At 59.0% G+C, this 25,235-nt stretch carries 22 protein-coding genes; 13 read left to right on the forward strand and 9 right to left on the reverse strand.

Annotated elements, in window-relative coordinates:
• The first annotated feature begins 104 nt into the window (after positions 1–104).
• Positions 105–920: a formate/nitrite transporter family protein gene (locus tag RYC17_RS18990; RefSeq protein WP_005735093.1), complete on the forward strand. Its 816-nt coding sequence runs from the start codon at positions 105–107 to the stop codon at positions 918–920.
• A gap of 168 nt (positions 921–1,088) precedes the next feature.
• Here the strand turns inward: RYC17_RS18990 and RYC17_RS18995 are convergent, their stop codons facing one another.
• The 8 genes from RYC17_RS18995 to RYC17_RS19030 form a co-directional block, all read right to left on the reverse strand.
• Positions 1,089–1,664 carry a LysE family translocator gene (locus RYC17_RS18995; RefSeq protein WP_316904087.1) on the reverse strand — a complete coding sequence of 192 codons (576 nt, stop codon included), beginning with the start codon at positions 1,662–1,664 and terminating at the stop codon, positions 1,089–1,091.
• Between the two features lie 49 nt (positions 1,665–1,713).
• The gene (locus RYC17_RS19000; protein WP_016982681.1) at positions 1,714–2,550 is read right to left on the reverse strand and encodes an AraC family transcriptional regulator; all 837 of its coding nucleotides are present in this window, start codon (positions 2,548–2,550) and stop codon (positions 1,714–1,716) included.
• Positions 2,551–2,679: 129 nt separating this feature from the next.
• A complete protein-coding gene (locus RYC17_RS19005; RefSeq protein WP_316904088.1) occupies positions 2,680–3,876 on the reverse strand; it encodes a type II toxin-antitoxin system HipA family toxin in 1,197 nt (398 codons plus the stop codon).
• On the reverse strand, positions 3,876–4,127 hold the full coding sequence (locus tag RYC17_RS19010; protein WP_316904090.1) for a helix-turn-helix transcriptional regulator: 252 nt from the start codon (positions 4,125–4,127) through the stop codon (positions 3,876–3,878). The genes RYC17_RS19005 and RYC17_RS19010 overlap by 1 nt, the downstream gene beginning before the upstream one ends.
• A 107-nt stretch (positions 4,128–4,234) precedes the next feature.
• Entirely contained in the window at positions 4,235–4,879 is a 645-nt protein-coding gene (locus tag RYC17_RS19015) for a 4'-phosphopantetheinyl transferase family protein (RefSeq protein ID WP_316904092.1), read from the reverse strand.
• Entirely contained in the window at positions 4,876–8,916 is a 4,041-nt protein-coding gene (locus tag RYC17_RS19020; protein ID WP_316904094.1) for a Pls/PosA family non-ribosomal peptide synthetase, read from the reverse strand. Before RYC17_RS19020 ends, RYC17_RS19015 begins: the two co-directional genes overlap by 4 nt.
• 327 nt (positions 8,917–9,243) lie before the next feature.
• Positions 9,244–9,747: a GNAT family N-acetyltransferase gene (locus tag RYC17_RS19025; RefSeq protein ID WP_316904096.1), complete on the reverse strand. Its 504-nt coding sequence runs from the start codon at positions 9,745–9,747 to the stop codon at positions 9,244–9,246.
• Between the two features lie 118 nt (positions 9,748–9,865).
• The gene (locus RYC17_RS19030) at positions 9,866–11,161 is read right to left on the reverse strand and encodes a M20 family metallopeptidase (RefSeq protein ID WP_058401005.1); all 1,296 of its coding nucleotides are present in this window, start codon (positions 11,159–11,161) and stop codon (positions 9,866–9,868) included.
• Positions 11,162–11,440: 279 nt separating this feature from the next.
• On the opposite strand from RYC17_RS19030, the gene RYC17_RS19035 reads away from it, so the two are divergent.
• Positions 11,441–12,571 (forward strand): Fic family protein, encoded by a 1,131-nt coding sequence (locus RYC17_RS19035; RefSeq protein ID WP_057404992.1) that lies wholly within the window; start codon positions 11,441–11,443, stop codon positions 12,569–12,571.
• Between the two features lie 123 nt (positions 12,572–12,694).
• Here RYC17_RS19035 and RYC17_RS19040 read toward each other — a convergent pair whose 3' ends face one another.
• Complete coding sequence (locus tag RYC17_RS19040; RefSeq protein ID WP_193601240.1) at positions 12,695–13,018, reverse strand: helix-turn-helix domain-containing protein; 324 nt, start codon at positions 13,016–13,018, stop codon at positions 12,695–12,697.
• A 311-nt stretch (positions 13,019–13,329) separates the two neighbouring features.
• Here RYC17_RS19040 and RYC17_RS19045 point away from each other — a divergent pair, with 311 nt between their 5' ends.
• The 11 genes from RYC17_RS19045 (at position 13,330) to RYC17_RS19095 (ending at position 25,207) form a co-directional block, all read left to right on the forward strand.
• Entirely contained in the window at positions 13,330–14,397 is a 1,068-nt protein-coding gene (locus tag RYC17_RS19045) for an FUSC family protein (RefSeq protein ID WP_058401007.1), read from the forward strand.
• A 10-nt stretch (positions 14,398–14,407) separates the two neighbouring features.
• On the forward strand, positions 14,408–14,869 hold the full coding sequence (locus RYC17_RS19050; RefSeq protein WP_316904101.1) for an Lrp/AsnC family transcriptional regulator: 462 nt from the start codon (positions 14,408–14,410) through the stop codon (positions 14,867–14,869).
• A gap of 151 nt (positions 14,870–15,020) precedes the next feature.
• Positions 15,021–16,700 carry a flavin monoamine oxidase family protein gene (locus RYC17_RS19055; protein WP_005735082.1) on the forward strand — a complete coding sequence of 560 codons (1,680 nt, stop codon included), beginning with the start codon at positions 15,021–15,023 and terminating at the stop codon, positions 16,698–16,700.
• 15 nt (positions 16,701–16,715) lie between these two features.
• Positions 16,716–17,510, forward strand: a complete 795-nt coding sequence (locus RYC17_RS19060; protein WP_316904103.1) for a carbon-nitrogen hydrolase family protein — start codon at positions 16,716–16,718, stop codon at positions 17,508–17,510.
• 181 nt (positions 17,511–17,691) lie between these two features.
• Complete coding sequence (gene pqqF / locus RYC17_RS19065) at positions 17,692–20,001, forward strand: pyrroloquinoline quinone biosynthesis protein PqqF (protein WP_316904104.1); 2,310 nt, start codon at positions 17,692–17,694, stop codon at positions 19,999–20,001.
• A 135-nt stretch (positions 20,002–20,136) separates the two neighbouring features.
• Positions 20,137–20,211 (forward strand): pyrroloquinoline quinone precursor peptide PqqA, encoded by a 75-nt coding sequence (pqqA, locus tag RYC17_RS19070; protein WP_003422658.1) that lies wholly within the window; start codon positions 20,137–20,139, stop codon positions 20,209–20,211.
• 88 nt (positions 20,212–20,299) lie between these two features.
• Positions 20,300–21,211 (forward strand): pyrroloquinoline quinone biosynthesis protein PqqB, encoded by a 912-nt coding sequence (gene pqqB, locus RYC17_RS19075; RefSeq protein ID WP_003411817.1) that lies wholly within the window; start codon positions 20,300–20,302, stop codon positions 21,209–21,211.
• 8 nt (positions 21,212–21,219) lie between these two features.
• Positions 21,220–21,975: a pyrroloquinoline-quinone synthase PqqC gene (pqqC, locus tag RYC17_RS19080; RefSeq protein ID WP_316904107.1), complete on the forward strand. Its 756-nt coding sequence runs from the start codon at positions 21,220–21,222 to the stop codon at positions 21,973–21,975.
• The gene (pqqD, locus tag RYC17_RS19085; RefSeq protein WP_002555562.1) at positions 21,972–22,256 is read left to right on the forward strand and encodes a pyrroloquinoline quinone biosynthesis peptide chaperone PqqD; all 285 of its coding nucleotides are present in this window, start codon (positions 21,972–21,974) and stop codon (positions 22,254–22,256) included. Before pqqC ends, pqqD begins: the two co-directional genes overlap by 4 nt.
• A complete protein-coding gene (pqqE, locus tag RYC17_RS19090; protein ID WP_316904109.1) occupies positions 22,249–23,418 on the forward strand; it encodes a pyrroloquinoline quinone biosynthesis protein PqqE in 1,170 nt (389 codons plus the stop codon). The genes pqqD and pqqE overlap by 8 nt, the downstream gene beginning before the upstream one ends.
• Positions 23,381–25,207 (forward strand): S9 family peptidase, encoded by a 1,827-nt coding sequence (locus RYC17_RS19095; protein WP_316904111.1) that lies wholly within the window; start codon positions 23,381–23,383, stop codon positions 25,205–25,207. Before pqqE ends, RYC17_RS19095 begins: the two co-directional genes overlap by 38 nt.
• Positions 25,208–25,235: the final 28 nt, after the last annotated feature.

Here is a 25,235-nt window from a genome sequence, read left to right on the forward strand (position 1 = left end):
ATCCTTCGAAACATTCCGTAACGTTGTTTCCCCGTGCGACAGATGCGCGCACCGCTTGAGCTTCTGCTCCCCACGCTCAGCCCACGACCACGCACGAGCCCACCATGTCTCTGAACACCCCGCAGCAAATCGCTGAAATTGCCGTCGAAAGTGGCGTCAAGAAAGCCCACTTGGGCCTGTCGTCGTTGATGATCCTGGGCTTTCTGGCAGGGGCTTTCATTGCCCTCGGGTTTCTTCTCGATATTCATGTCAGCACCATGATCCCTCACGAGTGGGCGTCGCTGGGCAATCTGCTTGGCGCTGTGGTGTTTCCGGTCGGGCTGATTCTGGTGGTGCTGGCCGGTGGCGAGTTGCTGACCGGCAACATGATGAGCCTGCCCATGGCGCTATTCGCCGGGCGTATCGGTCTGGGTCAGTTGGTGCGCAACTGGGTACTGGTGACGCTGGCCAACCTGATCGGCGCGCTGTTCGTCGCCTATTGTTTCGGCCATGTGGTGGGGCTGACTGAAGGTCCATTCATGGCCAAGACTGTGGCCATCGCCAATGCCAAGGTGGGGGCCAGCTTCGAACAGGCATTCATCTCGGGTATTGGCTGCAATTGGCTGGTGTGCCTGGCGGTGTGGCTCAGCTACGCGAGCAAGGACGTGATCGGTAAAGTGGTCGGCATGTGGTTTCCGGTGATGGCATTCGTCGCGATCGGCTTTCAGCACATCGTCGCCAATATGTTCGTCATTCCTGCAGCGATCTTTGCCGGTGCCTTGAGCTGGGCGCAGTTCGGCGACAACTTCGTTCCGGTATTTTTGGGTAACGCGGTGGGCGGTGCGGTGTTCGTAGGCCTGGCCTATCACCTGGCCTTCTTCAATGCGGCAGCCCGACCTGCTGAGCTGTCCAGGGCCAGCGGCGCGCAAGCACCGGAATAATCTGACGCCATACAGGCTCTGCGGTGAAAACAGATGACGACCGCAGAGCAAACCAGCAAGTTGAAGAGCAAAACTCACCTCACAAGCAAATAGTCGAGTTGGCTCGACAAGAGCCTTTGAATGAAGCCGACTCCTCGCGTACCCACCGCCAATCCAGGCCGCACGCGTTCAGACACTGTCCATAAAACCGATCCACGCCGCCAGCAGCAATAAAACCGCCAGCACTCGATTCATCCACTGCACTCGCCAAGGCGATGTGAGCCAGCGGGACGAGCCTGCGCCCATCAGAGCCCAGCTGCCTAAGCAGGGCAAGGAAATCAGAAAAAACACCAGCGCCAGGTAAGACACCGGGCTGCGCTGGCTGAATACACTGACTACCGCCAGCGCCATGACCCAGGTCTTGGGATTTACTATTTGCAGTGCTGCACCACCGATAAAGCCCATCGGCAGACTGTTTTGCCGCTCGATTGAGTCGGTCGGGCTGGCACCTATCTTCCAGGCCAGCCAGGTTAGCCACAGCACGCCGACCCATGCCATGACGCGCTGAGCATTGGGGATCGCGAGCAATGAGTGGCCGACACCCATGCCGACAAGCAACACCAACAGTGCAGCGCCGGTGCAGGCTCCCAGAATCAACGGTAGGACGGCGCGCCAGCCGAAGCGGGCACTGTTGCTTAATACCAGGATGTTGGTGGGGCCGGGGGTAATCGAGGCGACGAAGGCGAACAGAATGAAAGGCAGCATAATCGGCAATCCAGGGCTGAAAAAGCCCATGCTGCGACATACCACAGGATCAGTCTGGAAGGTTTGAGCAGCGCAAGCGATAGGCCGCCGGGCTCAGTCCGTAGGCGCGCATGAACCAGCGGCCCAGATGGCTTTGGTCAGCAAAGCCCAGATCGCTGGCTACCTGAGCGGGCCAGATTCCGGCTGCCAGCATTCGACGGGCCTTGGCCAGGCGCAGCTGTACCAGATATGCATGAGGCGGCAGGCCGAAGGCCGCCTTGAACGCCCGAGTCAGGCGAAAGCGGTCGACGCCACAAACAGCTGCCAACTCGTTCATGCCTACGTCTTGGTGCAGATGCGCGTGCAGATAATCCCTCGCCCGCAAGGCCACCTGCGGCAAGCGCGGATCGGGATCGGTCATGCGTCGCCATTGCACCCGATCAATGAGCTGCGCCAGTAATTCATCCAACGCGCTTTGACGAACGATGCGTAGTTCTTTTTGATGCAGCGCCGTGAAAGCGAACGTGACCGCGTGAGCCAGCCGTGATTCCGTTTGCAAGGTATTGGCGAAAGAAGGCAGATGCTGGTCGGGAGCCTGTTCGAACAACCCACTGAGCTCCCGGCTCAGCCAATGCGGGTCCAGGTACAGCATCTGATAGGTGAAACCTTCGGCGCACGGGGCATTGCCATCATGGATTTCTCCCGGTTCCAGTGTGAACACCTGCCCGGGCGTGCTGGCATGGCGCTGACGGCGGCAATTGAACTGCTGCACACCTTGCCGGGTAACGCCCACCAGATAGCTGTCATGCCAATGGGGATCATAGGCATGCCCCTGAAAGTGCGCGTGCAGCGTCTCGATGCCTGTATCAAGGTCGCGAGCGAGGTCTATCCAGTGTGTGGAAGGCATAAAACACCTGAATCGATGAAAGCGATTGGTTATCGCTGACGTCAGGAGGTGAGTCTAGAACATTCGTGCATTCATCTGTCTGTTGGAATTGCAGTTGCCAAAGGTCGTGACACGAAGCCCAACGGCTCGCTATCCAAAAGTTTTCATAAACGGCTCAGCACATCGCCTGACCGCAGCGATGACCTCCGGCGCCCGCTCGTTCAGCTCAACCGAACGCGCCAGTACTTGCTCCAGTGCCTGAAGTTGCCCGGAAATCACCTCCTCTGGACGTGTCACATCACAGATCTGGGCGAAATCCAGTAGGCCCTGCCGCGAGGCGAATAGCGACTTGTTGCCGAGCAGATCCAGTGCCAACACGTCCTCGGGGATGTAAGCCGTGGTGTTGACGATGTCGTAAGCTGGAGCGAGCCGTGCATCTCGTTGGGTGGGGTCGGAATACAGCAGACCGAAGTTTTTCAGGTGGGCGTCGCCGTTGCCGACAATACAGCTCAGGGTCACGATGGCGAATAGCTGGGCCAATGAATTCTGTACCTGGTCGGGGGCACAGAACAGGCGGATTGCTTTGGCGATAGCAGAGTAGCTCTTGCTGTATTTCTTCCCGGCGGGCAAGCCCATCAGTACCGCCATGTCCTCAAAGCCAATAGGGTTGAGCTGGTCATCCCGGTCGAAGCGGCGCATGACGAACAGCCTGGAATTATCGGACAGGTAGAACTCTGGTACCGCAATTCCTGCCTCCTTTGCCACCGACATACAAATGAATTCGTTGATCGCCAAGCCTGGGAACTCATCCCGGCCACTCTTGATGATCAGATCGGAAGTTTTCGACGTGCAACGCTGCGGCGCGGAGTCTCGATGCTCGGGAACCAGTACTTTGGGTTGCACACCAGAGATGCCGGCACGCAGGATGTAGCGGTCTACCAGACCCGCGAATATATCTTCGGCACCATCCCACGAGAGAATCTCGTCAAGCCGCTCTCCCGGAAACTGCTGTCGTTGCAACAGCGCATCTACCTCCGGCGAATGGACCGCCACTCGACCGATAGGCGAGCTGCTGCCAGACAATGCCAGCAGCAACATTGGATCGACGCTTGCGATCTTGGCCAAACGATTACGTAGCTGCTCCAGAACATAACCTTCCGGAAGGTTCATCTGGAAAATCGGGTGCAGCTCTCGATGGCGATATTCATCCGCGCGAGGCGGCATAAGCAGGCTGATTGCGGCTTGAGTTCTGGCGTCATGGTGATAGCGAAACAGGTAATCACCCGCACTACTGAGGATTCGTCCACTCTCGCCTTCTGGCGTTGCAACCTGCAGCGTGGTCATCATCAGTCGAATACTCCCTCAATTTCATCCAGTGTAGGCATGACAGCGGGTATGACCGAGAGCTCACAATCCAGCGCCCCGAGCACGCGCGCATAGGCCGTCATACCTACTGAGAGTTCACCTTTTTCTACGGCGATTATCTTTTGCCGGGTGACGGCTGCCATCGCGGCGAGCCTGGCTTGCGTAAGCCCTCGATTGAGGCGGCGCTGCCGAATCTGCTCGCCAAGACGCGTTGTGATGAGGGAATAGTCCATGTTCCGTATACATAACAAATTAGATTAAATGTAACGTATACCTAACCTTTGAATAAATCAAACTGATGTGTGAACGGGGCTTTGAGTCGCGGCACCGGCTAGCGAATTTATTGAAACGCTATTACAGAGTCAGATGAGACCTGACGGCTCAGAGCTACACATCGAGGCCATTTCAAAGCCACTACCCCAACCATATTCGTCCCCAATTCAACCTCGATGCCCACGCCCTCCAACTGCCCCACCTCTGCCCACTCCCCCAACTCACGCCCATGCAGTTTCAAAAACGCTTCTCGCTCACACCAGACCCTGGCAAACGCGACCGGGCGCATCGTCTCGGAAACATCCCGCAGTCGCGCACCTACATCTGGCCCGAGATAATCCCGCGCAACAACCTGCCAGTCCGGTACAGGCTGGACCTGCATCAAGTCCACACCCACCGCTCCGTTGAGATTGACCGCAGCCAGAGAGAATCCAGCTTCGTGGCTGATGGAAAAACCGGGCTCCGGCAGGCCGTCGATCATCAATCGCGGTGCAACACCTGGAGTGCTGATGAACGTGATCGCGTCCGGGGGCAATTCGAGCCACTGCTCCACGGCTATACGCGCGCAGGTCCGAATGCGGTTTCTCGCGTCATCTCTTGCAGAGCCAGGCCTGGTGACGCAACTGACCAGCAATACACCGTGGTGCGGGAAAGACTTGGGAGGGGCAAGCTGGCCATTTTCATCAAATGTCCAGCTCGCTCCGGGCCTCATGCTTTGTCAGGTGCCGCCGGGCAGCCGGCCCAGCGACTGCACGCGGGGATGTGTTCGCCTTTCATCACCAGGGTCAGTGCGCCAAGGTGCGCATCGTTGCCGACGACAGCGCTGTAGAGCACGGCGCTGCGTGGCCCCATGTACACGCGTTCGCCGATTATGACGTGATCGATTTTCATCACCCGGTCTTCAAACAGGTGTGTTTGCGGGCAGGCACCGGCATTCAGTTCGCTGTCTGCGCCGATGCTGACGCAGTCGAATTCGGTGATATCGGTTGTGTCCATGTAAACCCCTCGGCCAATCTTGCAGCCGAGCAGGTTGAAGGCCAGCGGCAGCCACGGAGTACCGCGCAGGTAGCGCATGAAGTTTGGTGCGGCCATGCCTTCATAAAGGCTGGTGATACCTTCCGAAAGCCATACGAATGGCGTCCACATAGGGTCTGCGCGTTTGCGATAGCGCCCCATGACCAGCCACTTCAAGGCTGCGATCAGCAGAAAGTTACCCACGCTGTACGCCATGCCGATGACGGCAAGGTAAGCCAGCACGGCACCCCAGCGCTCTTGGTCGGCGAGTGGCATCAGATCAAGCATCACGGTGTAGCCAACCGCAATCACCACCGCGTGCGGGGTGACAATGCGCACGCCTTCGACCAGACCTCGGGCCAGACGACGCAATGGCGAGGGCTTGAAGGTCAGAGATTCCGGAGCACCGCTTACCTGCTCACGGGCTGGCAGGTGAATTGGTGGCGAGCCCAGCCAGGTATCGCCATCGGCCATCTTGCTGTTATGCGGTGCACAGGAATGGACGCCGATCAGGACGTTTTCCGGCAGTACCGTGCCGTCCGCGATGTATCCGCCGTTGCCGACAAAGCTGCGATGCGACACGACCGTGGGCTGCATGGTCATCCAGCCGCCGTCGATACGCTCATCACCGAGCATCACCGCATCGGCGATAAAGGTTTCATCGCCCAGGGTCAGCATGTCCGGGATGACGCCCTGTGCGCTGGAAATCTCGGCGTCGCGCCCCACTTTCGCGCCCAGCAGTCGATACCAGAAGGGCGAATACACCGTGGCGTAGATACCGGACAGCACGTTGAGGCTGGCCTCTTGAATCTGGCTGATCAGCCACTTGGCGCAATAAGTGTTGCTGTGTACCGCGTAGCGACCCGGCTTGAGACGTGGAAAGACGATCCAGCGCAATGCGGCAGAGGCCAGAACAGTCGCGACAATCAGCACCGCACTGGCCGGGAACGCGAGCAGGAAATAGCGCGCCAGTTGTCCCAATGGTCCGCTGCCCTCGAACCATGGCAAGACGTTCTGCGTGTCGAACCAGTCGATCAGGAAAAAGGTCGGGAAGACCGGGATGAAGAACAGCGTCGCGACCAGCAGAACGCCGAACACGAAGAACAGTTTTTCTGCCCGCAAACGCGCAGTGCTGGTCACAGGCCGCGCAGGTTGGCCGAGCGTATCGAACGCGCCGACATCACGCGCAGGTGAGCCCTGCCAGATACGCCCCGCCGGAACTTCCCTGCCGTCAGCAATGGCCGATTGCGCTTCAAGATGCCCCCTCGGACCGATAGCCGTATTGCCCTCCATGATCACGTAGGAACCCACACAGGCATTGTCCTGCAACGCGATACGGCCCAGATGCAGCTGGCCCCGCTCGACGCGTGCGTTCTCGAAGCTCACGCCGTTGCCGACGCTGACCCCGTCACCGATTTCCAGCAGGTCGTGGGCCCGCACCGTGGCCCCGCCGATAATCACTTCCTCACCGATCTTTGCTCCCAGAGCGCGCAGCCACAGGGGATAAAGCGAAGAACCACTCAACAGGTAATTCGGTGCCGACTCGACCATACGGTCGGCGGCCCACCAGCGAAAATAAGTGACGCCCCACAATGGATATATTCCAGGCTTCAGGCGACCAACGATCAGCCACTTGGCCGCCCACGCGATGAAAAACTGCAGAACGGTGGCAAGCAGAAACACCGAGATAGAAGCCAAAGTAGCCAAAGCCACAGAGTCGTCAGGCGAACCGGTAAGCAAGTGGTAGGTAAAGAACGGCGCGAGCCACTGGGTCATTCGCAGGCTGACCATTACCGGCAATGCCATGGCCTGAGCCACGCCGCAGCGCCAGCGACGCCACGCGGACGGAGGCGTCCAGTCAACCGGGGCAGCCATCTCTTGTGGAGCTTGATCCAGCACTTCGGCAATCGCGCCGATACGGCGTTGCTGGTAAATGTCGCGCACAGTGATTTGTGCAAAGCGAGGATTCGCACGCAAGGCCGAGGCCAAACGAGCGGCAAAGAAGGAATGCCCGCCCAGATCGGTGAAAAAGTCCGCATCGCGGCGGATCGGCATGCCTGGAAAGAGTGTGGCCAACGCAGCGAACAGTGCGATTTCGCCTTCAGTTTCAGCCACGTCGGACTCTGCGTCAGCAGCCGCGGCATCAACCGTCAACGGGCGAGCCTTGAGTGTTTTGCGGTCGATTTTTCCGGACGTGAGGCGCGGCATGCTGTCGAGCAGCTCGAAATGCCCTGGCACCATGTACGACGGTAACCGGGCCTGCAAGGCCTTGCGCAGCTGGCTGGTGAATGTGGAATCCGTCGAGGTGTCGCAAACCAGATAAGCAATCAGCTGATCAACGCCACCCTCGTTGCGCAACAGGACTGCGACAGTACCTACACCGGGTTGTTGCGCCAACAGCGCTTCAATCTCGCCCAGTTCGACGCGAAAGCCACGAATTTTTACCTGATCATCGGCACGTCCCAGGCATTGTACTTGCCCTTCATCGTCGATCCGCGCGAGGTCGCCGGTCCGGTACAGGCGCGCATCGTGATAGCCGGTGGACCACGGGTTAGGCAGGAATTTCTCCTGGGTCAGATCCGGCCTGCCCAGATAACCTTCAGCCAGACCGGGGCCGATGATGCACAGTTCGCCGACTTCGCCACGGGGCAGCAGGCTGGGTGCCAGACTGCTGCCGACCGCTGGGTCATTGGCGATTACCAACAGACCATAGTTGGGTAGCGGCGTACCAATCGAGACAGGGCGACCACGCGATAGCCGCGCCAGACTCGCCGACACGGTGGCCTCCGTGGGCCCATAGGTGTTGAACATTTGCCGGTTCGGCGTTGCCCAGCGGTCGACCAGCGATTCAGGGCACATCTCGCCGCCCAGATTGATCACGCGCAGGCCGGGAACGTCTTCGCTGAACAGCGCCAGCAAAGTAGGCACCGCGTGCAAAACGCTGATGCGCTGCTCGTTCAGCAGACGTGGCAGGGTTTCAGGGTCTCCGCTGGTTTCCTTCGGGCCTATCCACAACGTTGCGCCCACCAGATAGGCAATCCAGATTTCCTCGAATGACATGTCGAATGCCACGGAAAAGCCCTGATAAACCCGGTCGCTGGGGCGGATACCGAGTACCGCGTTTTCGCTGCGCAGGAAATGGCAGATGCTGCGCTGGGAAATCAGGATGCCCTTGGGCTTGCCGGTGGAACCGGAGGTGTAGATCACGTACGCAGGATGATCGGGAAGCACACCACTGCGGCGCACCAACGCTGCGTCGGTCGGTGTCAGCAGCGATTCGGCAGTCCACACGTTCAGACCGCTACCAGCCAGCAACGGGCTCAGCGCATTACAGGACACCAGCCCCACTGCGCTGGCATCGTCCAGGCATATCTGCAGACGCTCAACGGGCGTGTCCTGATCCAGAGGCAACCAGGCGGCACCCGCCTTGGCGATACCGGCCTGCATCACCAGAAGCTCGATGCCTCGCGGCAGCCACAGACCAACGATGTGCCCAGGCCTTACGCCAGCCTTGATCAGCGCAGAAGCCACCTGATCAGCCTGCCGGTCCAGCTCCCCATAACTGATCCGGTGCTCGCCGAAGATCAGCGCCACTTGCTGCGGATTGCGCCGGGCGCTGGCTTCCAGCAAATCGGCCAGCACTTCCTCGCGTAGCAGTTCAGGTTGAATCGGACCGTAAATCACGTCCGCCGATTGTTCGTTCTGGCAGGTCTGCAGCAGGTTCAGGTTATTCATGGCAGCAAATATTCGCTCGTCTGAAGGAGATGCCTGAGATTTCTGGTTATGGGGTCAGAGCCGGTCCATCAGCGAGTGGCGTGCATTTTGTGGTGACAAGGTGTCCACGATATTTCTGTTTTGATACATTTTGGCTGGAGCGCTGCGGCTCTCACCGCAGTGAAAGAACAGGCTGGCAAAGCGAATATGGCAAAGACTGGCTGTACGAATCTTGAACAACAAAACGAAGGTGGCGGATAGCCAACAAGGCATTTATGTATCGACCTTGCAGCTCGATGAGGAAAGCGCAGTTCGCTAAAGTGGATTGCATCCATGACTTGGCATGGGTTAAAGCAGACGCCACAGGGTCTCACGCGTCGCAGGATCGAAAGTCTGCGACTGACGCTTCATGACGCGCCTTAACCCATCGCCAATACAATCCGTCGGCATCGGACAGAACCCATGCTGACGGAACCATGGGCCATTCCAGGGTGGTTCGCGAAATGTTGTCAGGCTTACCGCATCAGCCCGACGCAAATGCGCGTATGCCACTACAGACGACAGCAGGCTTTTTCCAACGCCCTTGCCTGAAGCAAGAGGTTCGACCGAGATATTGTCCAGGTATAAGTAATCATCCAGTAGGCGCATGGCTGCGAAACCGATGACTTTATCGCTATGGCCGTCGACAGCCACCATGACCCGGCAGGCTTCGAATCTGTCTGCGCCCAGCGGTGGGCTTTCGGCGACATGAGCCAAAGAGGGGATGATCATATACCGCTGACGAGCCCGCACAGAGAGACGCTGCAACTGCTCCAGATCGTTGTCATGCGACAACCGCAGCTCAAATTCCATCTGGCTTTTCTCCTTGGCTGGTCAACACTGCAGGTGAGGACGGCAACACGCATAAAGTGCTGCCGCCGTCCTTGTGCCCTTCAAGCCAGGCAGGGCTCAGCGCCCGACCGAAGAGCAGCTATTTGCCATAGCGGCTGATGAACAGCGCGGCGCGTTTGGTCACCACGGGCAGCGAACTCAGATCGATGGTTTCATTCTCGCTGTGGGCACCTTGCCCCCACGCGCCAAGACCGTCCAGGCTCGCCGTTACATATTTGTTCACATAGGAAATATCGGCACCGCCTCTTTCCGCTGACGGAGCCGATTCCAGTGCAGGTCCATCAAGGTCCTGGCTGACCTTGCTGTAGGCTTGCAGAAGTTTGCGATTACTTTCGCGATCAACCATGACCGGCATGATTGCCTTGATCTTCAAATCGCTATGGGTCTGTGCCAGTGAGTGACTGGCTATTTCCTGCAACCGGGCTTCGGCAGAGCTTCGCTGTTCTTCACTGCTGAACCGCAAGTCGCCGTGCACGGACGCTATTCTGGCGATTGTGGTTTTTCTCCCCGAGGCAGTGCCTTGTCCGCTGGGCACATCTTCCTGGGCTGTGGCGCCGCCCAGAATGAGCCCTGGGTTAATGGTCAAGCCTTGCTCACCGGAGAGTTTGGAGCGAATTTCGTCAAGTACCCGGGCCGACTCGTACACCGCACCGAAACCGGTTTCAGGCTGAAAAATAGTCGCTGAGTGTTTGTCTATGCCGGTACTGGTCAAAAACCATTCGCTCAACCCTCTGCGCTCGGTGATCAACTGATTGGGCGACAAGGCGAATTCAAAGCCCAGTGCTATGTCGCTTCTTTTGGCTTCGGCAATCAGCCATTCCCTGGAAATTTCAGTCGGCTTGGCCGCCAGCTCTTCGTCACCAACCAGGACCACAGAGATATTCATGTCCTGCAATGCGCCGCTGTGTTTCAGCGCCTGCAAGGCGTACAGGATGGTGACCAGGCCGCCCTTGTCGTCGATCACCCCAGGGCCTTTGGCTTTTTTGCCGCCATCTATCAACGAATACTCCTGAAACTTGCTGGTGGCCGGAAACACCGTGTCCAGATGGCCTATCAGCAGGATTCGTTTCGCAGACTTGTTACCGTCATGCACCGCGACAAGGCTACCCGCATGGTTCATCCCTGCGGGCAGCTCGTGCCAACGGGTATCGAAGCCCAGTGCTTCCAACTCTGCCTTCATCAGATCACCGACCTTGACCACACCGTCCACGTTGTCCGTGCCGCTGTTGATGTTCACCAGTTTTTCAAGCAACGCGACCTGCTCGGCACTGTGACTGTCGACGTACGAAGTAATGCTCTGTTCATCGAGCATCGTTCCTGCCAATGCGCCATGGCAGAAAAACAACGTCGTGAGCAGGGAAATACTTTTTTTCATTGAAGATAAACTCCGCTTGGCCATTAGTGATGACCGGGGCATTGCGCCCGGGATCTCATCAGATTGCCCACAAGGAGCGATGCTCTGCCGTCCTAAGTGTCGGGAAGGCTGATACGGTTCCATTGCGCCAGCAAGTGAACCACTATGAAGGCGGACGAACGGTAGTTGAATTTTTTTGGCCCGAAACAACGTCTGGACGGTGAGCCGAATAGCCAGCACAATCGGCTCACCTTATGAGCCGATTAAACCCGTATTCGGCTCACCTCAAAGGCATATCCAATGTCCGAACATCTCTGGATCTGGCAGCAGCCGGACTGGCCCCACTTCAACTGGAGCGATGAACGCATCGCGCCCTTGATACGAGCGTGCGCTAAAGCTCAAGGTCGCCTGCTGGGAATGAGCGGCGTAGTGAGTGGCGATGCCGAAATGCGCGAGGGCGTGGACACCCTGTTGCAGAATATTGTTACCTCGTCTGCCATCGAAGGCGAGCGACTGAATGTGGGCTCTGTCAGGTCTTCGTTGGCGCGTCGTCTGGGTATTGCCAATAACGGTAAACAAAACCCCCGCAGCGAGGGGTTGGCAGAGCTGATGCTGGACGCCACACGCAGGCACGATCAACCGCTTGACCTACAACGCCTGTACACCTGGCATCGCTGGCTGTTCCCGGCAGAAGACAGCTTTGTATCCGCTCGCATCCTGGCAGGCCAGTTGCGTAGCGACGAGCCCATGCAGGTGGTCTCCGGGAGACTTGATAGACCGGTCGTGCATTTCGAAGCACCACCGCGCGCGGTGCTTGCGCAACAACTGGACGACTTCCTCGACTGGTTTGCCGCCAGTCAAAATGATCCGGGGCTAGATCCATTCGTGCGTGCCGGCATCGCACATTTCTGGTTTGTGACGCTGCATCCATTTGACGACGGTAATGGTCGCCTGACGCGGGCGCTGACTGACCTGACGCTGACTCAGGGCGATCAACAAGCCATTCGGCTGTTTTCCATGTCTGCCAGCATCCTCGATGACCGCGCCGGGTATTACCATGTTCTGGAAACCAGCCAGAAACGTACAACCGATATCACCGAGTGGCTGGAATGGTTTTTGCGCACATTGCTGAACAGCATTGAGCATGCCCTGGTTCGTATCGAACGGGTGTTGGCCAAGACGCGATTCTGGCAGTTGCACAATGGTGACGGCTTGTCCGCCGAGCAGGTCAAGGTGTTGAATCGACTGCTTGATGGCGGCGAGCGGGGCTTTGAAGAAGGTCTGAGCGCCGCGCAGTATCAAGCGGTAGCGAAAGTCTCCAAGGCCACGGCGACCCGGCATTTAAGTGATCTGCTTGGCAGAAACTGCCTGACTCGTCTGCCCGGCGGCGGCCGCAGCACTCGCTACCAGATCAATCGGCCCTTGCCATAAGGGCTGCAGAATCTGAGGGGGCTACTGGCCCTTCAAGCGCGCGGCACTGGTAGCATCGACCGTAGCGTCCAACTCTGCACACAGGACACTCCATATACTCCATATAAATGTAGGCCTGAGCCATCAGAAGTCCTCCGGCTTGCTTCTGGGCAGACGAACGCGCTTGCGGTCGGCGGCTTCAAGCTGTTCGACGCTAAACGACTCGTCGTCTCGCAGCCCCTGAAACAAGCGCTCTGACACACCCAGCCCCCAGACCACCAGCATGAAGTCGCGCAGCGATACGCCGTCTGCACTGCCCGCTTCGATGCGTCGAAATGTACGCAGCGAAATGCCCAGCCGCTCGGCAAGATCTACCTGGCGGACGCCCTGTTGTAGGCGGGCCTGCTTTACCAGCAGGGCAATCCGCAACAGCGTGTCGGTGCATTGAACAGGGAAAAAAGCTTTCATGAGCAGTTACCAGCGAGCAGGCGCGGGGGTTCAACGAATCACAAAGTAGCACGTTTGCAGTCTTAAACCTGTAGATAATAGATCACGAAAGTACACATTAATGACTATAAAGTCTCATATAGAGGCATCTTAAAAAGTACCGGATGTCATCCTTACTGCATTCAGGGCGTCGCTCCTACCGCTTGAATCCACGATGCCATGTTCACTGATCGCCAACATACCCCACCCATCTCCTCTCAAAATGTGGCTTACTGAGACCTGCCATCATCCAATCAGGGAATCTCTTCCCTACCCTCGCGGTCTCTTAACGCATGACGAATTCGCGCTCTGCTTTCATACCCTCCTGGCTTCGCCCTGTTCTGCGTCCGCTGCTGGACCCGTATCGCCGTTATCGGCATGCGCGGCTGATCCACGCGGCGCGAATTGCGGTGGGCTTGCTGGTAACGATTCTGTTGACCACGGGCCTCAATCTGCCCCATGGCGAGTGGGCGTCGGTGACGATGCTGATCGTCATCGGCGGTTTGCAGCACCACGGCAATATCGGCAAAAAGTCAGTCGAGCGCGCCTACGGAACGTTGATTGGGGCTGGTCTTGGCCTGATCGTGGTGGTTCAGCAGGGCTATCTGGAGATGCCGCTGCTGACCTACGCAATGATGTCGGTGCTGTGCGGTTTTTTTGCCTATCACGCTATCGGCAAAGGCGGTTACACCGCGTTGCTGTCGGCGATAACGCTGTTTATCGTGGCTGGTCATGGCTACAACCCGATCAGTGACGGGTTGTGGCGCACAGTAGATATTTTGATCGGTATCGCGCTGGCGCTGGCCTTCTCCTTCGCCCTGCCGCTGTATGCCGTGTTTTCCTGGCGCTACAACCTGGCCAGTGGCTTGCGTGATTGCGCCAAGGTCTATGGACGCATCGTGCAAGGCCAGCCGGTCACCGCAGACGAGCATCTCAAGCTGACCGCCAGGCTCAACGCCACGATGCTGCAATTGCGCTCACTGCTGCCGTCGGTTTCCAAGGAAGTGAAGATGTCCATGGTCGAACTGGACGCCATTCAAGGCCATTTCCGCATGTGCCTGAGCACCCTGGAAATTCTTGCCAATATTCGCCCCGCCGATCTGGATAAAGTGGCGGGCGAGTCGTTGAAGACTTCGCTGGATAACGATTACCGGCAGATCCGTCGTCAGTTGATCGGCATGGCTCGCGCGCTGCAAACCGGCGCAACCGAGCGTCTGGTACGCACATCAGAAAGCGCTCCCGCGCAGCCGGTCATTCCAGCCGAGTTGATGGGCTATCACTTGATGACTCAGCAACTGGCACAGAACCTGGATGGCCTGCAGGCACGTCTGGCCAAGACCGCCAAACGCTGGAAGTTTTAAGGAAATACCCGTGCCCGATACCCGCCCGCCCGTGCTGGACGAAATTGATCGCCAGTTGATCGCAGCGCTGCAAATCAATGCACGCGAAAGCGTCGCCATGCTCGCCCGTCAACTGGGCATCGCCCGCACCACCGTTACCTCCCGGCTGGCACGCCTGGAAAGCAGCAAGGTGATTACCGGCTATGGCGTGCGCCTTGGCCAGCGAGTGGTCAGTGGCGGATTGCAGGCGTATGTCGGCATCACCGTGCAACCCCGTTCGGGCAAGGAAGTGCTACGCCGACTCGGCGCCATGGCGCAGGTGCAGCAGTTATGTGCGGTCAGTGGCGAGTTCGATTATGTCGCGTGGCTGCGCACGGATTCTCCGGAGCAACTGGACCAGTTGCTGGACCTGATCGGCAGCGTGGATGGCGTGGAGAAAACCACCACATCGATCATCCTCAGCAGCAAGATCGACCGCGGGCAACCGGTATGAGCAAGCAGTAGTCAGACGCAACCATACGAAATGGCCGGCAGGTTCGTCATTTAGCACAAACAAACAGCATAACGACGACACTTTGCGTCTTATTTACGTGTTCACCCTTCTCTAGACTGTTGTTTTTCGCCGTTGCCCATCAAGGTCCGTCATGAAGAACAACCGTCACCCTGCCAACGGCAAAAAGCCGATCACCATGTTCGGCCCCGACTTCCCCTTCGCCTTCGATGACTGGATCGAACACCCGAAAGGCCTGGGCAGTATCCCGGCTGAAAATCATGGCGCGGAAGTGGCGATTATCGGTGCTGGTATCGCCGGGCTGGTGGCGGCCTACGAGCTGATGAAGATGGGCCTCAAACCAGTGGTGTACGAAGCCTCCAAGATGGGTGGGCGGTTGCGTTCGCAAGAGTTTGAAGGTGCCAAAGGCATCGTTGCCGAACTGGGCGGCATGCGTTTTCCGGTGTCATCGACCGCATTCTTTCATTACGTCGACAAACTGGGCCTTGAGTCCAGGCCCTTTCCTAACCCGCTGACCGCCGCTTCCGGCAGCACCGTCATAGACCTGGAAGGCACCACCTATTACGCACAAATGCTCTCGGATCTGCCGGCGCTGTTTCAGGAAGTGGCCGACGCCTGGGCCGACGCACTGGAAAGCGGCTCGCAGTTCGGTGACATCCAGCAGGCTATCCGTGACCGTGATGTGCCGCGCCTCAAAGAGCTGTGGAACAAGCTGGTGCCGCTGTGGGACGACCGCACCTTCTACGATTTCGTCGCGACGTCCAAGGCCTTCGCCAAACTGTCTTTCTATCATCGCGAGGTGTTCGGTCAGGTAGGCTTCGGCACCGGCGGCTGGGACTCGGATTTCCCCAACTCGATGCTGGAAATCTTCCGCGTGGTGATGACCAATTGCGATGAGCACCAGCACCTGATCGTCGGCGGCGTGCAGCAGGTGCCGGTCGGTTTGTGGAGCCACGTGCCCGAGCGTTGCGCGCACTGGCCCAAGGGCACCAGCCTGTCTTCGCTGCACCGTGGCGCACCGCGTCCTGGCGTAAAACGTATTGCTCGGGCCGAGGACGGAAGCTTTTCCGTGACTGACAACTGGGGCGACACCCGGCAATACGCAGCCGTGCTGACCACCTGCCAGAGCTGGCTGCTGACCACGCAGATCGAATGCGAAGAATCGTTGTTCTCGCAAAAAATGTGGATGGCCCTGGACCGCACCCGCTACATGCAATCCTCGAAGACTTTCGTGATGGTCGACCGTCCGTTCTGGAAAGACAAGGACCCGGAAACCGGTCGCGATCTGATGAGCATGACCCTCACCGATCGCCTGACCCGTGGCACGTACCTGTTCGATAACGGTGACGACAAGCCGGGCGTGATCTGCCTGTCTTACTCGTGGATGAGCGATGCGCTGAAGATGCTGCCGCAGCCTATCGAGAAGCGTGTGAAGCTGGCGCTTGATGCGCTGAAGAAGATCTATCCGAAAGTGGACATCGCGGCGCGTATCATCGGCGACCCGATCACCGTTTCCTGGGAAGCCGACCCGCACTTTCTGGGCGCCTTCAAGGGTGCGCTGCCGGGCCATTATCGCTACAACCAGCGCATGTATGCGCACTTCATGCAGCAGGACATGCCCAGCGAACAGCGCGGCATGTTCATCGCCGGTGACGATGTATCCTGGACACCGGCCTGGGTTGAAGGCGCAGTGCAGACTTCGCTCAACGCCGTGTGGGGCATCATGAACCACTTCGGTGGCAAGACTCACGCCGAGAACCCAGGCCCCGGTGACGTGTTCCATGAAATCGGCCCGATTGCACTGGGCGACTGACAGAAGGAAGCTCCCATGCGCATTGCGCTGTATCAATGCTCGCCGTTGCCGCTGGATGTCAGCGGCAACCTGACGCGTCTGGAACAACAGGCCCAGGCTGCCGCAGAGCAAGGGGCACAGCTGCTCATCTGCCCGGAAATGTTCCTGACTGGCTACAACATCGGTGCACAGGCGGTCAGTGAGCTGGCGCAAGCGCAGGACGGTTCAGCGGCGACACGCATTGCCGCCATCGCGCAAGCCAGCGGCATTGCGATTCTGTATGGCTACCCGGAGCGCAGGCCTGATCAGCAGATCTACAACGCCGTGCAGTTGATCGACAGCCAGGGCACACGTCTGTGCAACTACCGCAAGACCCATCTGTTCAGTGAGCTGGACAGGTCGATGTTCGCAGCAGGCGAGGATCATTACCCGGTGGTCGAATTGAACGGCTGGCGTCTGGGCATGTTGATTTGCTACGACGTGGAGTTTCCTGAAAACACCCGTCGGCTCGCGCTGGCAGGGGCCGAGCTGATACTGGTGCCGACCGCGAACATGCTGCCTTACGACTTTGTCTGTGAAGTGACCGTACGGGCGCGAGCGTTCGAGAACCACTGCTATGTGGTGTACGCCAACTATTGCGGCAGCGAAGGCGAGATTCGTTACTGCGGGCTAAGCAGCCTTTGCGCACCGGACGGCAGCCGCCCACTGCTGGCAGGTCAGGACGAAGGCTTGCTGGTGGGGACGCTGGACAGGGCATTGCTGGCCCAGGCCAGGACGGTGAACGACTATTTCGTTGATCGTCGGCCGGGGCTGTATACGTCGCTGACTTGATCCCGAGGCGTCACGCTCGGCGCTCCTACACTGGAGTGACGATCTCGACTATCGTGCGACGCTCCGCGTCGGCATGCAGTTCTGGAAGCTCCGCGTCCTGCCTTGGTTCAGCCATGCTCGCGAACTTCGCCGGTTATCCGCTAGCATGACGCTTTGCATTCCCTGCTGCCGTGGACACCCCATGCCTGCCCCGCCTTCCTCTGACATCAAACGCCTCACGCTGGCCAACGGCCTGAATGTGGTGCTGTGTCATGAGCCGCGCCTCAAGCGCTGCGCGGCCTCATTGCGCGTCGCGGCGGGCAGCCATGATGCGCCGCGGGCCTGGCCGGGGCTGGCGCATTTTCTGGAGCATCTATTGTTCCTCGGCACCGAGCGTTTCCCTGCCAGCGAAAACCTGATGACGTTCGTGCAGCGCCATGGCGGTCAGGTCAATGCCAGCACACGCGAACGCACCACTGACTTCTTCTTTGAGCTGCCGCAGGCGGTCTTTGCCCAAGGGCTGGAGCGACTGTGCGACATGCTTGCCCGGCCGCGCCTGACCATGGCCGACCAACTGCGCGAGCGCGAAGTGCTGCACGCCGAGTTCATCGCCTGGGTCGGCGATAGCGCAGCACGCGATCAGGCGCGCCGGCTGGCACCGATCAATCCACTGCATCCACTGCGCGGCTTTCATGCGGGTAATCGTTACAGCTTGTCAGTGCCCAACCCAGCTTTTCAGCAAGCGTTGCAGGACTTTTATCGATGCTTCTATCAGGCCGGACAGATGACCCTGTGCCTGAGTGGGCCGCTACCAATCGCCGAGCTGGAAACGCTGGCAATCAACCATGGCGCAATGTTCGCCAGTGATGTGAAGGTCATACAGCAACCGCCTCCACCGCTGATTGCCAATCGACCAAAGGCTGACGAGCAAAACCACCTGCTGTTTGCCTTTGAGGACTTGCCGGAAAAGTCTGACGAAGCGGTGGCGTTCTTCTGTCACTGGCTTAATGCAGCTCAGCCGGGCGGACTGATTGCCGAGCTGGTCGACAGGGGCTGTGCCAGCTCCCTGAAAGCCGCACCGCTGTACCAGTTCGGCGGGCAGCTCTTGCTGGATATCGAATTGAAAGATGCCCTCGCGAACACTCTCACCCTCAACAGCCTGTTTTTCAGCTGGCTCGATTTTTTCAAGGCTCACTGGCCGGTGCTGGTCGAGCAATATCAACGCCTCGAACAACGCCGCCTGCACATGCTCGGTGCGTTGGCTCTGGCACATCATTACTGTCGCGAGACGCCTGCGCAGTTAAGCGAGCAAGGCCAAGAGGCATTGCGCGCGCTGCTTGAACAGTTCACGCCCGACGCGCTGGTCAGTTCCGCACTCGCCGATACCCACAGCATTGAGCAGGTCAATTGGCGTTTGCCAGCGCCGAATCCGTTTCTCGATACGGCATTCACCAACAGCGATGAAGCCGCGTTTTATCTGCGCTGGGAACTGCCTTCCCCGCAGCCAACCCTCTGGCGTATGCTCGATGCAGGGCTCAAGCCATTGATCGAAGACGCACGTCAGGCTGGTGTGGCCCTGACGTTCAGTGCTTACGGGCCTTATTGGCAGCTTCAACTGAACGGCCTGCGCGAGCCGATGGTTGCGGTTATCGAACACGCCCTGCATCGCTTGCAGCACCCTGAGCCCGCATCGCTGGCAGGCGACGAGCCTGAGTTGATTCAGATTCGTCAGTTGCTCAAACAGCTTGCCGATCATTACCTGAGCAGCGAACCGCAACTGACGGTTGGCGATCTGCCGAATGTATGGGCGGCTTCGCGCTGGATCAGCTTCGCCAGTGGCTTGTGTGCTGCCAGTCAGCCCCTGATAGAGGCCACATTGAATGCAGCACCGGGCGTTCGGCAACCAGACTCGCCAACGCTGCCCGCCACTCGCCCAGGCAAACGCTGGGCGACTGAAGCATCTTCCTCGTCGGAAGACGCGGTGCTGGTGTTTTGCCCGGCCCCTACGGCCTCCGTTGCAGATGAAGCTGCCTGGCGGCTGCTCGCGCACGTGTCACAAGCGCCCTTCTACCAGCGGCTGCGGGTCGAGCTGCAGTTGGGTTACGCCGTGTTCAGTGGCATCAGGCAGATCAACGGAAGAACCGGGCTACTGTTTGGCGTTCAATCGCCCTCCTGCGACGCAGCGCAGCTTTTTCAGCACATTGAGGCGTTCATCGGCAGCTTGCCCGAGCGGGTTCGCGACGCGGATGTATCTGAGCAGATAAAAGCCCTTTCAGCCCAATTCGAGCCGTCGAGCATGCCGGACCAGCAGCAGGCAGACATGCAGTGGCAAGCGCATCTTGCCGGGCATCAGGGTAGCCACTCGCAGGCGTTACAATGTGCTCTGTCAAATCTGGATACACACTCGTTACTCACTGCTACGGAGCAGCTGACCAATGCCACTGGCGGCTGGCTGATCGTGGCCAATCGCCCTGCCAGCGCGGCCATCCCGCTATCCTTACCTGAACGGTAATGGTCTTTCCTGCAGATTCCAGTCCTGCACAATTGTTAAATTGAGTAACATAGCTCCCTAACTATCTGAACGTATGCCTTCAGCGATGCACTAAGATGTAGTCACCAACCGCAGCACTTATCCGAGGAGATTTTTATGTCGTGGACTAAACCTGCTTACACTGATCTGCGTATCGGTTTTGAAGTCACCATGTACTTCGCAAGCCGTTGATTTCAGTGTGCTGTGAAGCCTCGGTTCGCCGGGGCTTTTTTTATGGTTGTGGCTGTTTTTTATTTCAGAACGTGTGCCAGGAGCTGTCATGTACATCCAGATTCTAGGTTCTGCTGCTGGCGGTGGATTCCCCCAGTGGAACTGCAACTGCGTCAATTGCGCAGGTTTTCGCGACGGCAGCCTGCGTGCCCATGCGCGGACCCAGTCGTCCATTGCGCTGTCCGACGACGGCATAAACTGGGTGCTGTGCAACGCCTCACCGGATATCCGTGCGCAACTGCAGGGCTTTGCGCCGATGCAGCCGGGGCGCGCATTGCGCGACACCGGCATCAGCGCCATTGTGCTGATGGACAGCCAGATCGACCACACCACCGGTTTGCTCAGCCTGCGCGAAGGCTGCCCGCACCAGGTCTGGTGTACCGACATGGTCCATGAAGACCTGAGCACCGGCTTCCCGTTGTTCGAAATGCTCAAGCACTGGAACGGCGGCCTGACCTGGAACCGCATCGAGTTACAGGGCAGCTTCGTGATCCCCGCCTGCCCGAACCTGCGCTTCACGCCCTTTCCGCTGCGCAGCGCCGCACCACCATATTCGCCGCACCGTTTCGACCCGCACCCGGGCGACAACATCGGCCTGCTGGTCGAAGACACCCGCACTGGCGGCAAGCTGTTCTATGCCCCGGGCCTGGGCAAGGTCGATGAAGCACTGGCCGAGAAAATGCGTGACGCCGACTGCCTGCTGGTCGACGGCACAATGTGGGACGACGACGAAATGCAGCGCCGTGGCGTGGGCACGCGTACCGGCCGGGAAATGGGCCATCTGGCACAGAACGGCCCCGGTGGCATGCTGGAAGTCCTCGAAGGCTTTCCCGAGCAGCGCAAGGTGCTTATCCACATCAACAACACCAACCCGATTCTCGACGAAGACTCCCCGGAACGTGCGGAGCTGGTTCGTCGCAACGTCGAAGTGGCCTTCGATGGCATGAGCATCGAGCTTTAGGAGCTGACATGAGCGAAGCGATTGCGCTGTCCCCCACTGAATTCGAACAGGCCTTGCGCGCCAAGGGTGCCTATTACCACATCTATCACCCGTACCATGTGGCGATGTACGAGGGTCGTGCAACCCGCGAGCAGATTCAGGGCTGGGTCGCCAACCGTTTCTACTATCAGGTGAACATTCCGCTCAAGGACGCGGCGATTCTGGCCAACTGCCCTGATCGCGAAATCCGTCGCGAGTGGATTCAGCGCTTGCTTGACCATGACGGTGCGCCCGGCGAAGACGGCGGCATCGAAGCCTGGCTGCGCCTCGGCCAGGCCGTCGGGCTCGACCCGGACCAACTGCGCTCTCAGGAACTGGTGCTGCCAAGCGTGCGTTTTGCCGTCGACGCCTACGTGAACTTCGCCCGCCGCGCCAACTGGCAGGAAGCGGCCAGCAGCTCGCTGACCGAACTGTTCGCGCCGCAGATCCACCAATCGCGCCTGGACAGCTGGCCGCAGCATTACCCATGGATCGACCCGGCAGGCTACGAGTATTTCCGCACTCGCCTGGGCCAGGCCCGACGCGACGTGGAACACGGCCTCGCCATCACGTTACAGCACTACACTACATATGAAGGCCAGCAGCGCATGCTGGAAATCCTGCAGTTCAAGCTCGATATCCTGTGGAGCATGCTCGATGCGATGTCCATGGCCTACGAGTTGAACCGCCCGCCGTATCACAGCGTTACAGACCAAAAGGTCTGGCATAAGGGGATTACGCTATGAAGCACGATCCGCAGTTCCGAGCGTTGACACCCAAATGGCATCAAGGCTATCGCTTTCAGTACGAGCCTGCGCAAAAGGCGCATGTGGTGCTTTACCCTGAGGGCATGATCAAACTCAATGATAGCGCTGCCCTGATTGGCGGGCTGATCGATGGCAAGCGCACCATCACCGCCATCATTCATGAGCTTCAGCAGCAGTTCCCCAATGTTCCCGAACTGGGCATGGACGTAGACGAGTTCATGGAAGGCGCCAAAAAGAAAAACTGGATCGATCTTGTCTGACCTGGCCCCCGTCACCAACACCCCGTACATACCGCCCACTCCCGAGGTCGGGCTGCCCCTGTGGCTGCTCGCCGAGCTGACCTATCGCTGCCCGTTGCAGTGCCCGTATTGTTCCAACCCGCTGGACTTCGCCAAACAGGGCCAGGAACTGACCACCGAGCAGTGGTTCAAGGTCATGCAGGAAGCGCGGGAGATGGGCGCGGCGCAGATCGGCTTTTCAGGCGGCGAACCGCTGGTGCGCCAGGACCTTGCCGAGTTGATCGCCGAGGCGCAGCGTCTGGGTTTCTACACCAACCTGATCACCTCGGGCATCGGCCTTACCGAAGAGAAGATCGTCGCCTTCAAGGAAGCGGGCCTGGACCACATCCAGATCAGCTTTCAGGCCAGCGACGAGCAGGTCAACAACATGCTCGCCGGCTCGAAAAAAGCCTTCGCGCAAAAGCTGGAAATGGCCCGCGCGGTGAAAAAGCACGGCTATCCGATGGTGCTGAATTTCGTCACCCATCGGCACAACATCGACCGGATCGACAAGATCATCGAGCTGTGTCTGGCGCTTGAAGCGGACTTCGTCGAACTGGCCACCTGTCAGTTCTATGGCTGGGCGCACCTGAATCGCCTCGGCCTGCTGCCGACCAAAGATCAACTGGTCCGCGCCGAAGCCGTTACCAACGAATACCGCGCCCGTCTGGAGGCAGAGAATCATCCGTGCAAGCTGATTTTCGTCACGCCTGATTATTACGAAGAGCGTCCCAAGGCGTGCATGAACGGCTGGGGCAATATCTTCCTGACCGTGACACCAGATGGCACCGCACTGCCCTGCCACGGCGCACGGCAGATGCCGATCCAGTTCCCCAACGTGCGCGACCACAGCATGCAGCACATCTGGTACGACTCGTTCGGCTTCAATCGCTTTCGCGGTTACGACTGGATGCCCGAGCCGTGCCGTTCGTGTGACGAGAAGGAAAAGGACTTCGGCGGTTGTCGCTGCCAGGCCTTCATGCTGACCGGCGACGCCGCCAATGCCGACCCGGTGTGCAGCAAGTCCTACCATCACGGGATCATCACTCAGGCTCGTGACGAGTCCGAAACCGCTACTCAAACCATTGAAGAGCTGGCCTTTCGCAATGACCGAAACTCACGACTCATCGCAAAATCCTCCTGAACGCCTGAGCGCCGCACAAGCGGTTGCCGCAGGCGTCGACTTCGCCGAACTGGACGTCAGTTCGGCAGGCCTGTTCTGGAACGAATACCGACCCGAAGACGGTGCCTGTCGTATCTGGCACTGGTACGCGAACAGCAAGCGCTGCCTGACGCCACAAGGCTTCAGCGTTCGCAGCCGGGTGTATGAATACGGCGGTGGTTCGTTCTGTCTGGCCGACGACGCGCTAGTGTTCGTCAATGAGCGCGACCAGCAATTGTACCGTCAGGCGCTGGACCCCAGCGCGCCGGTTGCGCTGACGGAGGGCGACAAGCGTTATGGCGGCCTGTTCTTCAGCGGTGGTCAGATTCTCGCCGTTGAAGAAGACCACAATACCCATCGGCTGGTCGCTATCGATCTGGCTGACGGGCAGCGCCGATTGCTGGCAGAAGGTGCTGACTTCTACGCAGCGCCGATAATCAGCGCCGACGGCAAACGCTTGGCCTGGATCGAATGGCAACGCCCGCATCAGCCGTGGACCAGCACCAGGTTGATGTGTGCAGCGAGACAAGACGACGGCCACTGGGGCACTGCGCAGTGTGTTGCAGGCGACGGCGCGCAAGAGTCACTGCAACAACCGCGCTTCGATGCCCACGGGCGGCTGTATTGCCTGACTGACCGCGCGGGCTTCTGGCAGCCGTGGGGTGAATCGCCTTCAGGGTTTGCGCCGCTGCCCGCCAGCCCGGCCGATCACGCTTCCGCGCCTTGGCAACTGGGCAGCTGCACCTGGCTGCCGATCAACGATGGCTATCTGGCGAGCTGGATCGAAGACGGCTCCAGTGTTCTGGGGCTTTGTCAGGCTGACGGCAGCGTCGAGGATTTCAGCGTTGGTTACAGCCGCTTTCGCAGCCTCGCCATTGACGAAGAGTTCGTGTATTGCATCGCGGCATCCGCGGTGAGCACATCTGCCGTACTGGCTATTTCTCGCCATGACGCCGGTGTGCAGGTGCTTGCCGGGGGAGGCTCGCCGCTGCCGCCCGAACTGATCAGCCGCCCTCAGCCGCTGCGTTATCCCAGCGGTGGAGCGGAGGCCTACGGCTATTTCTACCCGGCCATGACCGGCGCGCAAAAGCCGCCACTGGTGGTGTTCATCCACGGCGGCCCGACTTCCGCCTGCTACCCGGTGCTGGACCCGCGTATTCAATACTGGACACACCGCGGCTTCGCCGTGGCAGACCTCAATTATCGCGGCAGCAGCGGCTACGGTCGCGTCTACCGGCAAGGCCTGCACCTGACATGGGGCGTGGCGGACGTGGAAGACGCCTGTGCGGTTGTCACGCATCTGGCGGGGCGTGGCCTGATTGACCAAGGACAGGCCTTCATTCGCGGCGGCAGCGCAGGCGGTTACACCACGCTTTGTGCATTGGCCTTCAAGGATGTGTTTCGTGCAGGGGCCAGTCTGTATGGTGTCAGCGACCCGGTGGCGCTGGCCAGGGCCACGCATAAATTCGAGGGCGATTATCTGGACTGGCTGATCGGCGACCCAGACAAGGACATCGAGCGCTACCAGGACCGAACGCCGCTGCTGCACGCAGACAGAATCAAGGTGCCGGTGATTTTCTTTCAAGGCGAGCTGGATGCCGTGGTAGTGCCCGAACAGACCCGGGCCATGCTCAAAGCCCTGCAAGACAACGGTATCAAGACTGAAGCGCACTTCTACGCAGACGAGCATCATGGATTCCGCAAAGCGAGTAACCTGGCAGATGCTCTGGAGAAGGAATGGCGTTTTTATCGGGATGTGCTTGATGCCTGATCAAGCCGTGTGATCGTTCCCGCAGCAG

Source organism: Pseudomonas syringae group sp. J248-6 (assembly GCF_032586995.1).
GTDB lineage: Bacteria > Pseudomonadota > Gammaproteobacteria > Pseudomonadales > Pseudomonadaceae > Aquipseudomonas > Aquipseudomonas amygdali.

Excerpts from the sequence above, each read along its gene's own strand:
- RYC17_RS19060 (WP_316904103.1), top strand. The coding sequence starts at position 16,716 with ATGCGCATTGCGCTGTATCAATGCTCGCCGTTGCCGCTGGATGTCAGC.
- pqqD (WP_002555562.1), top strand. The coding sequence starts at position 21,972 with ATGAAGCACGATCCGCAGTTCCGAGCGTTGACACCCAAATGGCATCAA.
- RYC17_RS18990 (WP_005735093.1), top strand. The coding sequence starts at position 105 with ATGTCTCTGAACACCCCGCAGCAAATCGCTGAAATTGCCGTCGAAAGT.
- pqqF (WP_316904104.1), top strand. The coding sequence starts at position 17,692 with ATGCCTGCCCCGCCTTCCTCTGACATCAAACGCCTCACGCTGGCCAAC.
- RYC17_RS18995 (WP_316904087.1), bottom strand. The coding sequence starts at position 1,664 with ATGCTGCCTTTCATTCTGTTCGCCTTCGTCGCCTCGATTACCCCCGGC.
- RYC17_RS19030 (WP_058401005.1), bottom strand. The coding sequence starts at position 11,161 with ATGAAAAAAAGTATTTCCCTGCTCACGACGTTGTTTTTCTGCCATGGC.
- pqqC (WP_316904107.1), top strand. The coding sequence starts at position 21,220 with ATGAGCGAAGCGATTGCGCTGTCCCCCACTGAATTCGAACAGGCCTTG.
- RYC17_RS19095 (WP_316904111.1), top strand. The coding sequence starts at position 23,381 with ATGACCGAAACTCACGACTCATCGCAAAATCCTCCTGAACGCCTGAGC.
- pqqB (WP_003411817.1), top strand. The coding sequence starts at position 20,300 with ATGTACATCCAGATTCTAGGTTCTGCTGCTGGCGGTGGATTCCCCCAG.
- RYC17_RS19020 (WP_316904094.1), bottom strand. The coding sequence starts at position 8,916 with ATGAATAACCTGAACCTGCTGCAGACCTGCCAGAACGAACAATCGGCG.
- RYC17_RS19000 (WP_016982681.1), bottom strand. The coding sequence starts at position 2,550 with ATGCCTTCCACACACTGGATAGACCTCGCTCGCGACCTTGATACAGGC.
- RYC17_RS19010 (WP_316904090.1), bottom strand. The coding sequence starts at position 4,127 with ATGGACTATTCCCTCATCACAACGCGTCTTGGCGAGCAGATTCGGCAG.
- RYC17_RS19040 (WP_193601240.1), bottom strand. The coding sequence starts at position 13,018 with ATGAAAGCTTTTTTCCCTGTTCAATGCACCGACACGCTGTTGCGGATT.
- RYC17_RS19015 (WP_316904092.1), bottom strand. The coding sequence starts at position 4,879 with ATGAGGCCCGGAGCGAGCTGGACATTTGATGAAAATGGCCAGCTTGCC.
- RYC17_RS19055 (WP_005735082.1), top strand. The coding sequence starts at position 15,021 with ATGAAGAACAACCGTCACCCTGCCAACGGCAAAAAGCCGATCACCATG.
- RYC17_RS19035 (WP_057404992.1), top strand. The coding sequence starts at position 11,441 with ATGTCCGAACATCTCTGGATCTGGCAGCAGCCGGACTGGCCCCACTTC.
- RYC17_RS19005 (WP_316904088.1), bottom strand. The coding sequence starts at position 3,876 with ATGATGACCACGCTGCAGGTTGCAACGCCAGAAGGCGAGAGTGGACGA.
- RYC17_RS19025 (WP_316904096.1), bottom strand. The coding sequence starts at position 9,747 with ATGGAATTTGAGCTGCGGTTGTCGCATGACAACGATCTGGAGCAGTTG.
- RYC17_RS19045 (WP_058401007.1), top strand. The coding sequence starts at position 13,330 with ATGACGAATTCGCGCTCTGCTTTCATACCCTCCTGGCTTCGCCCTGTT.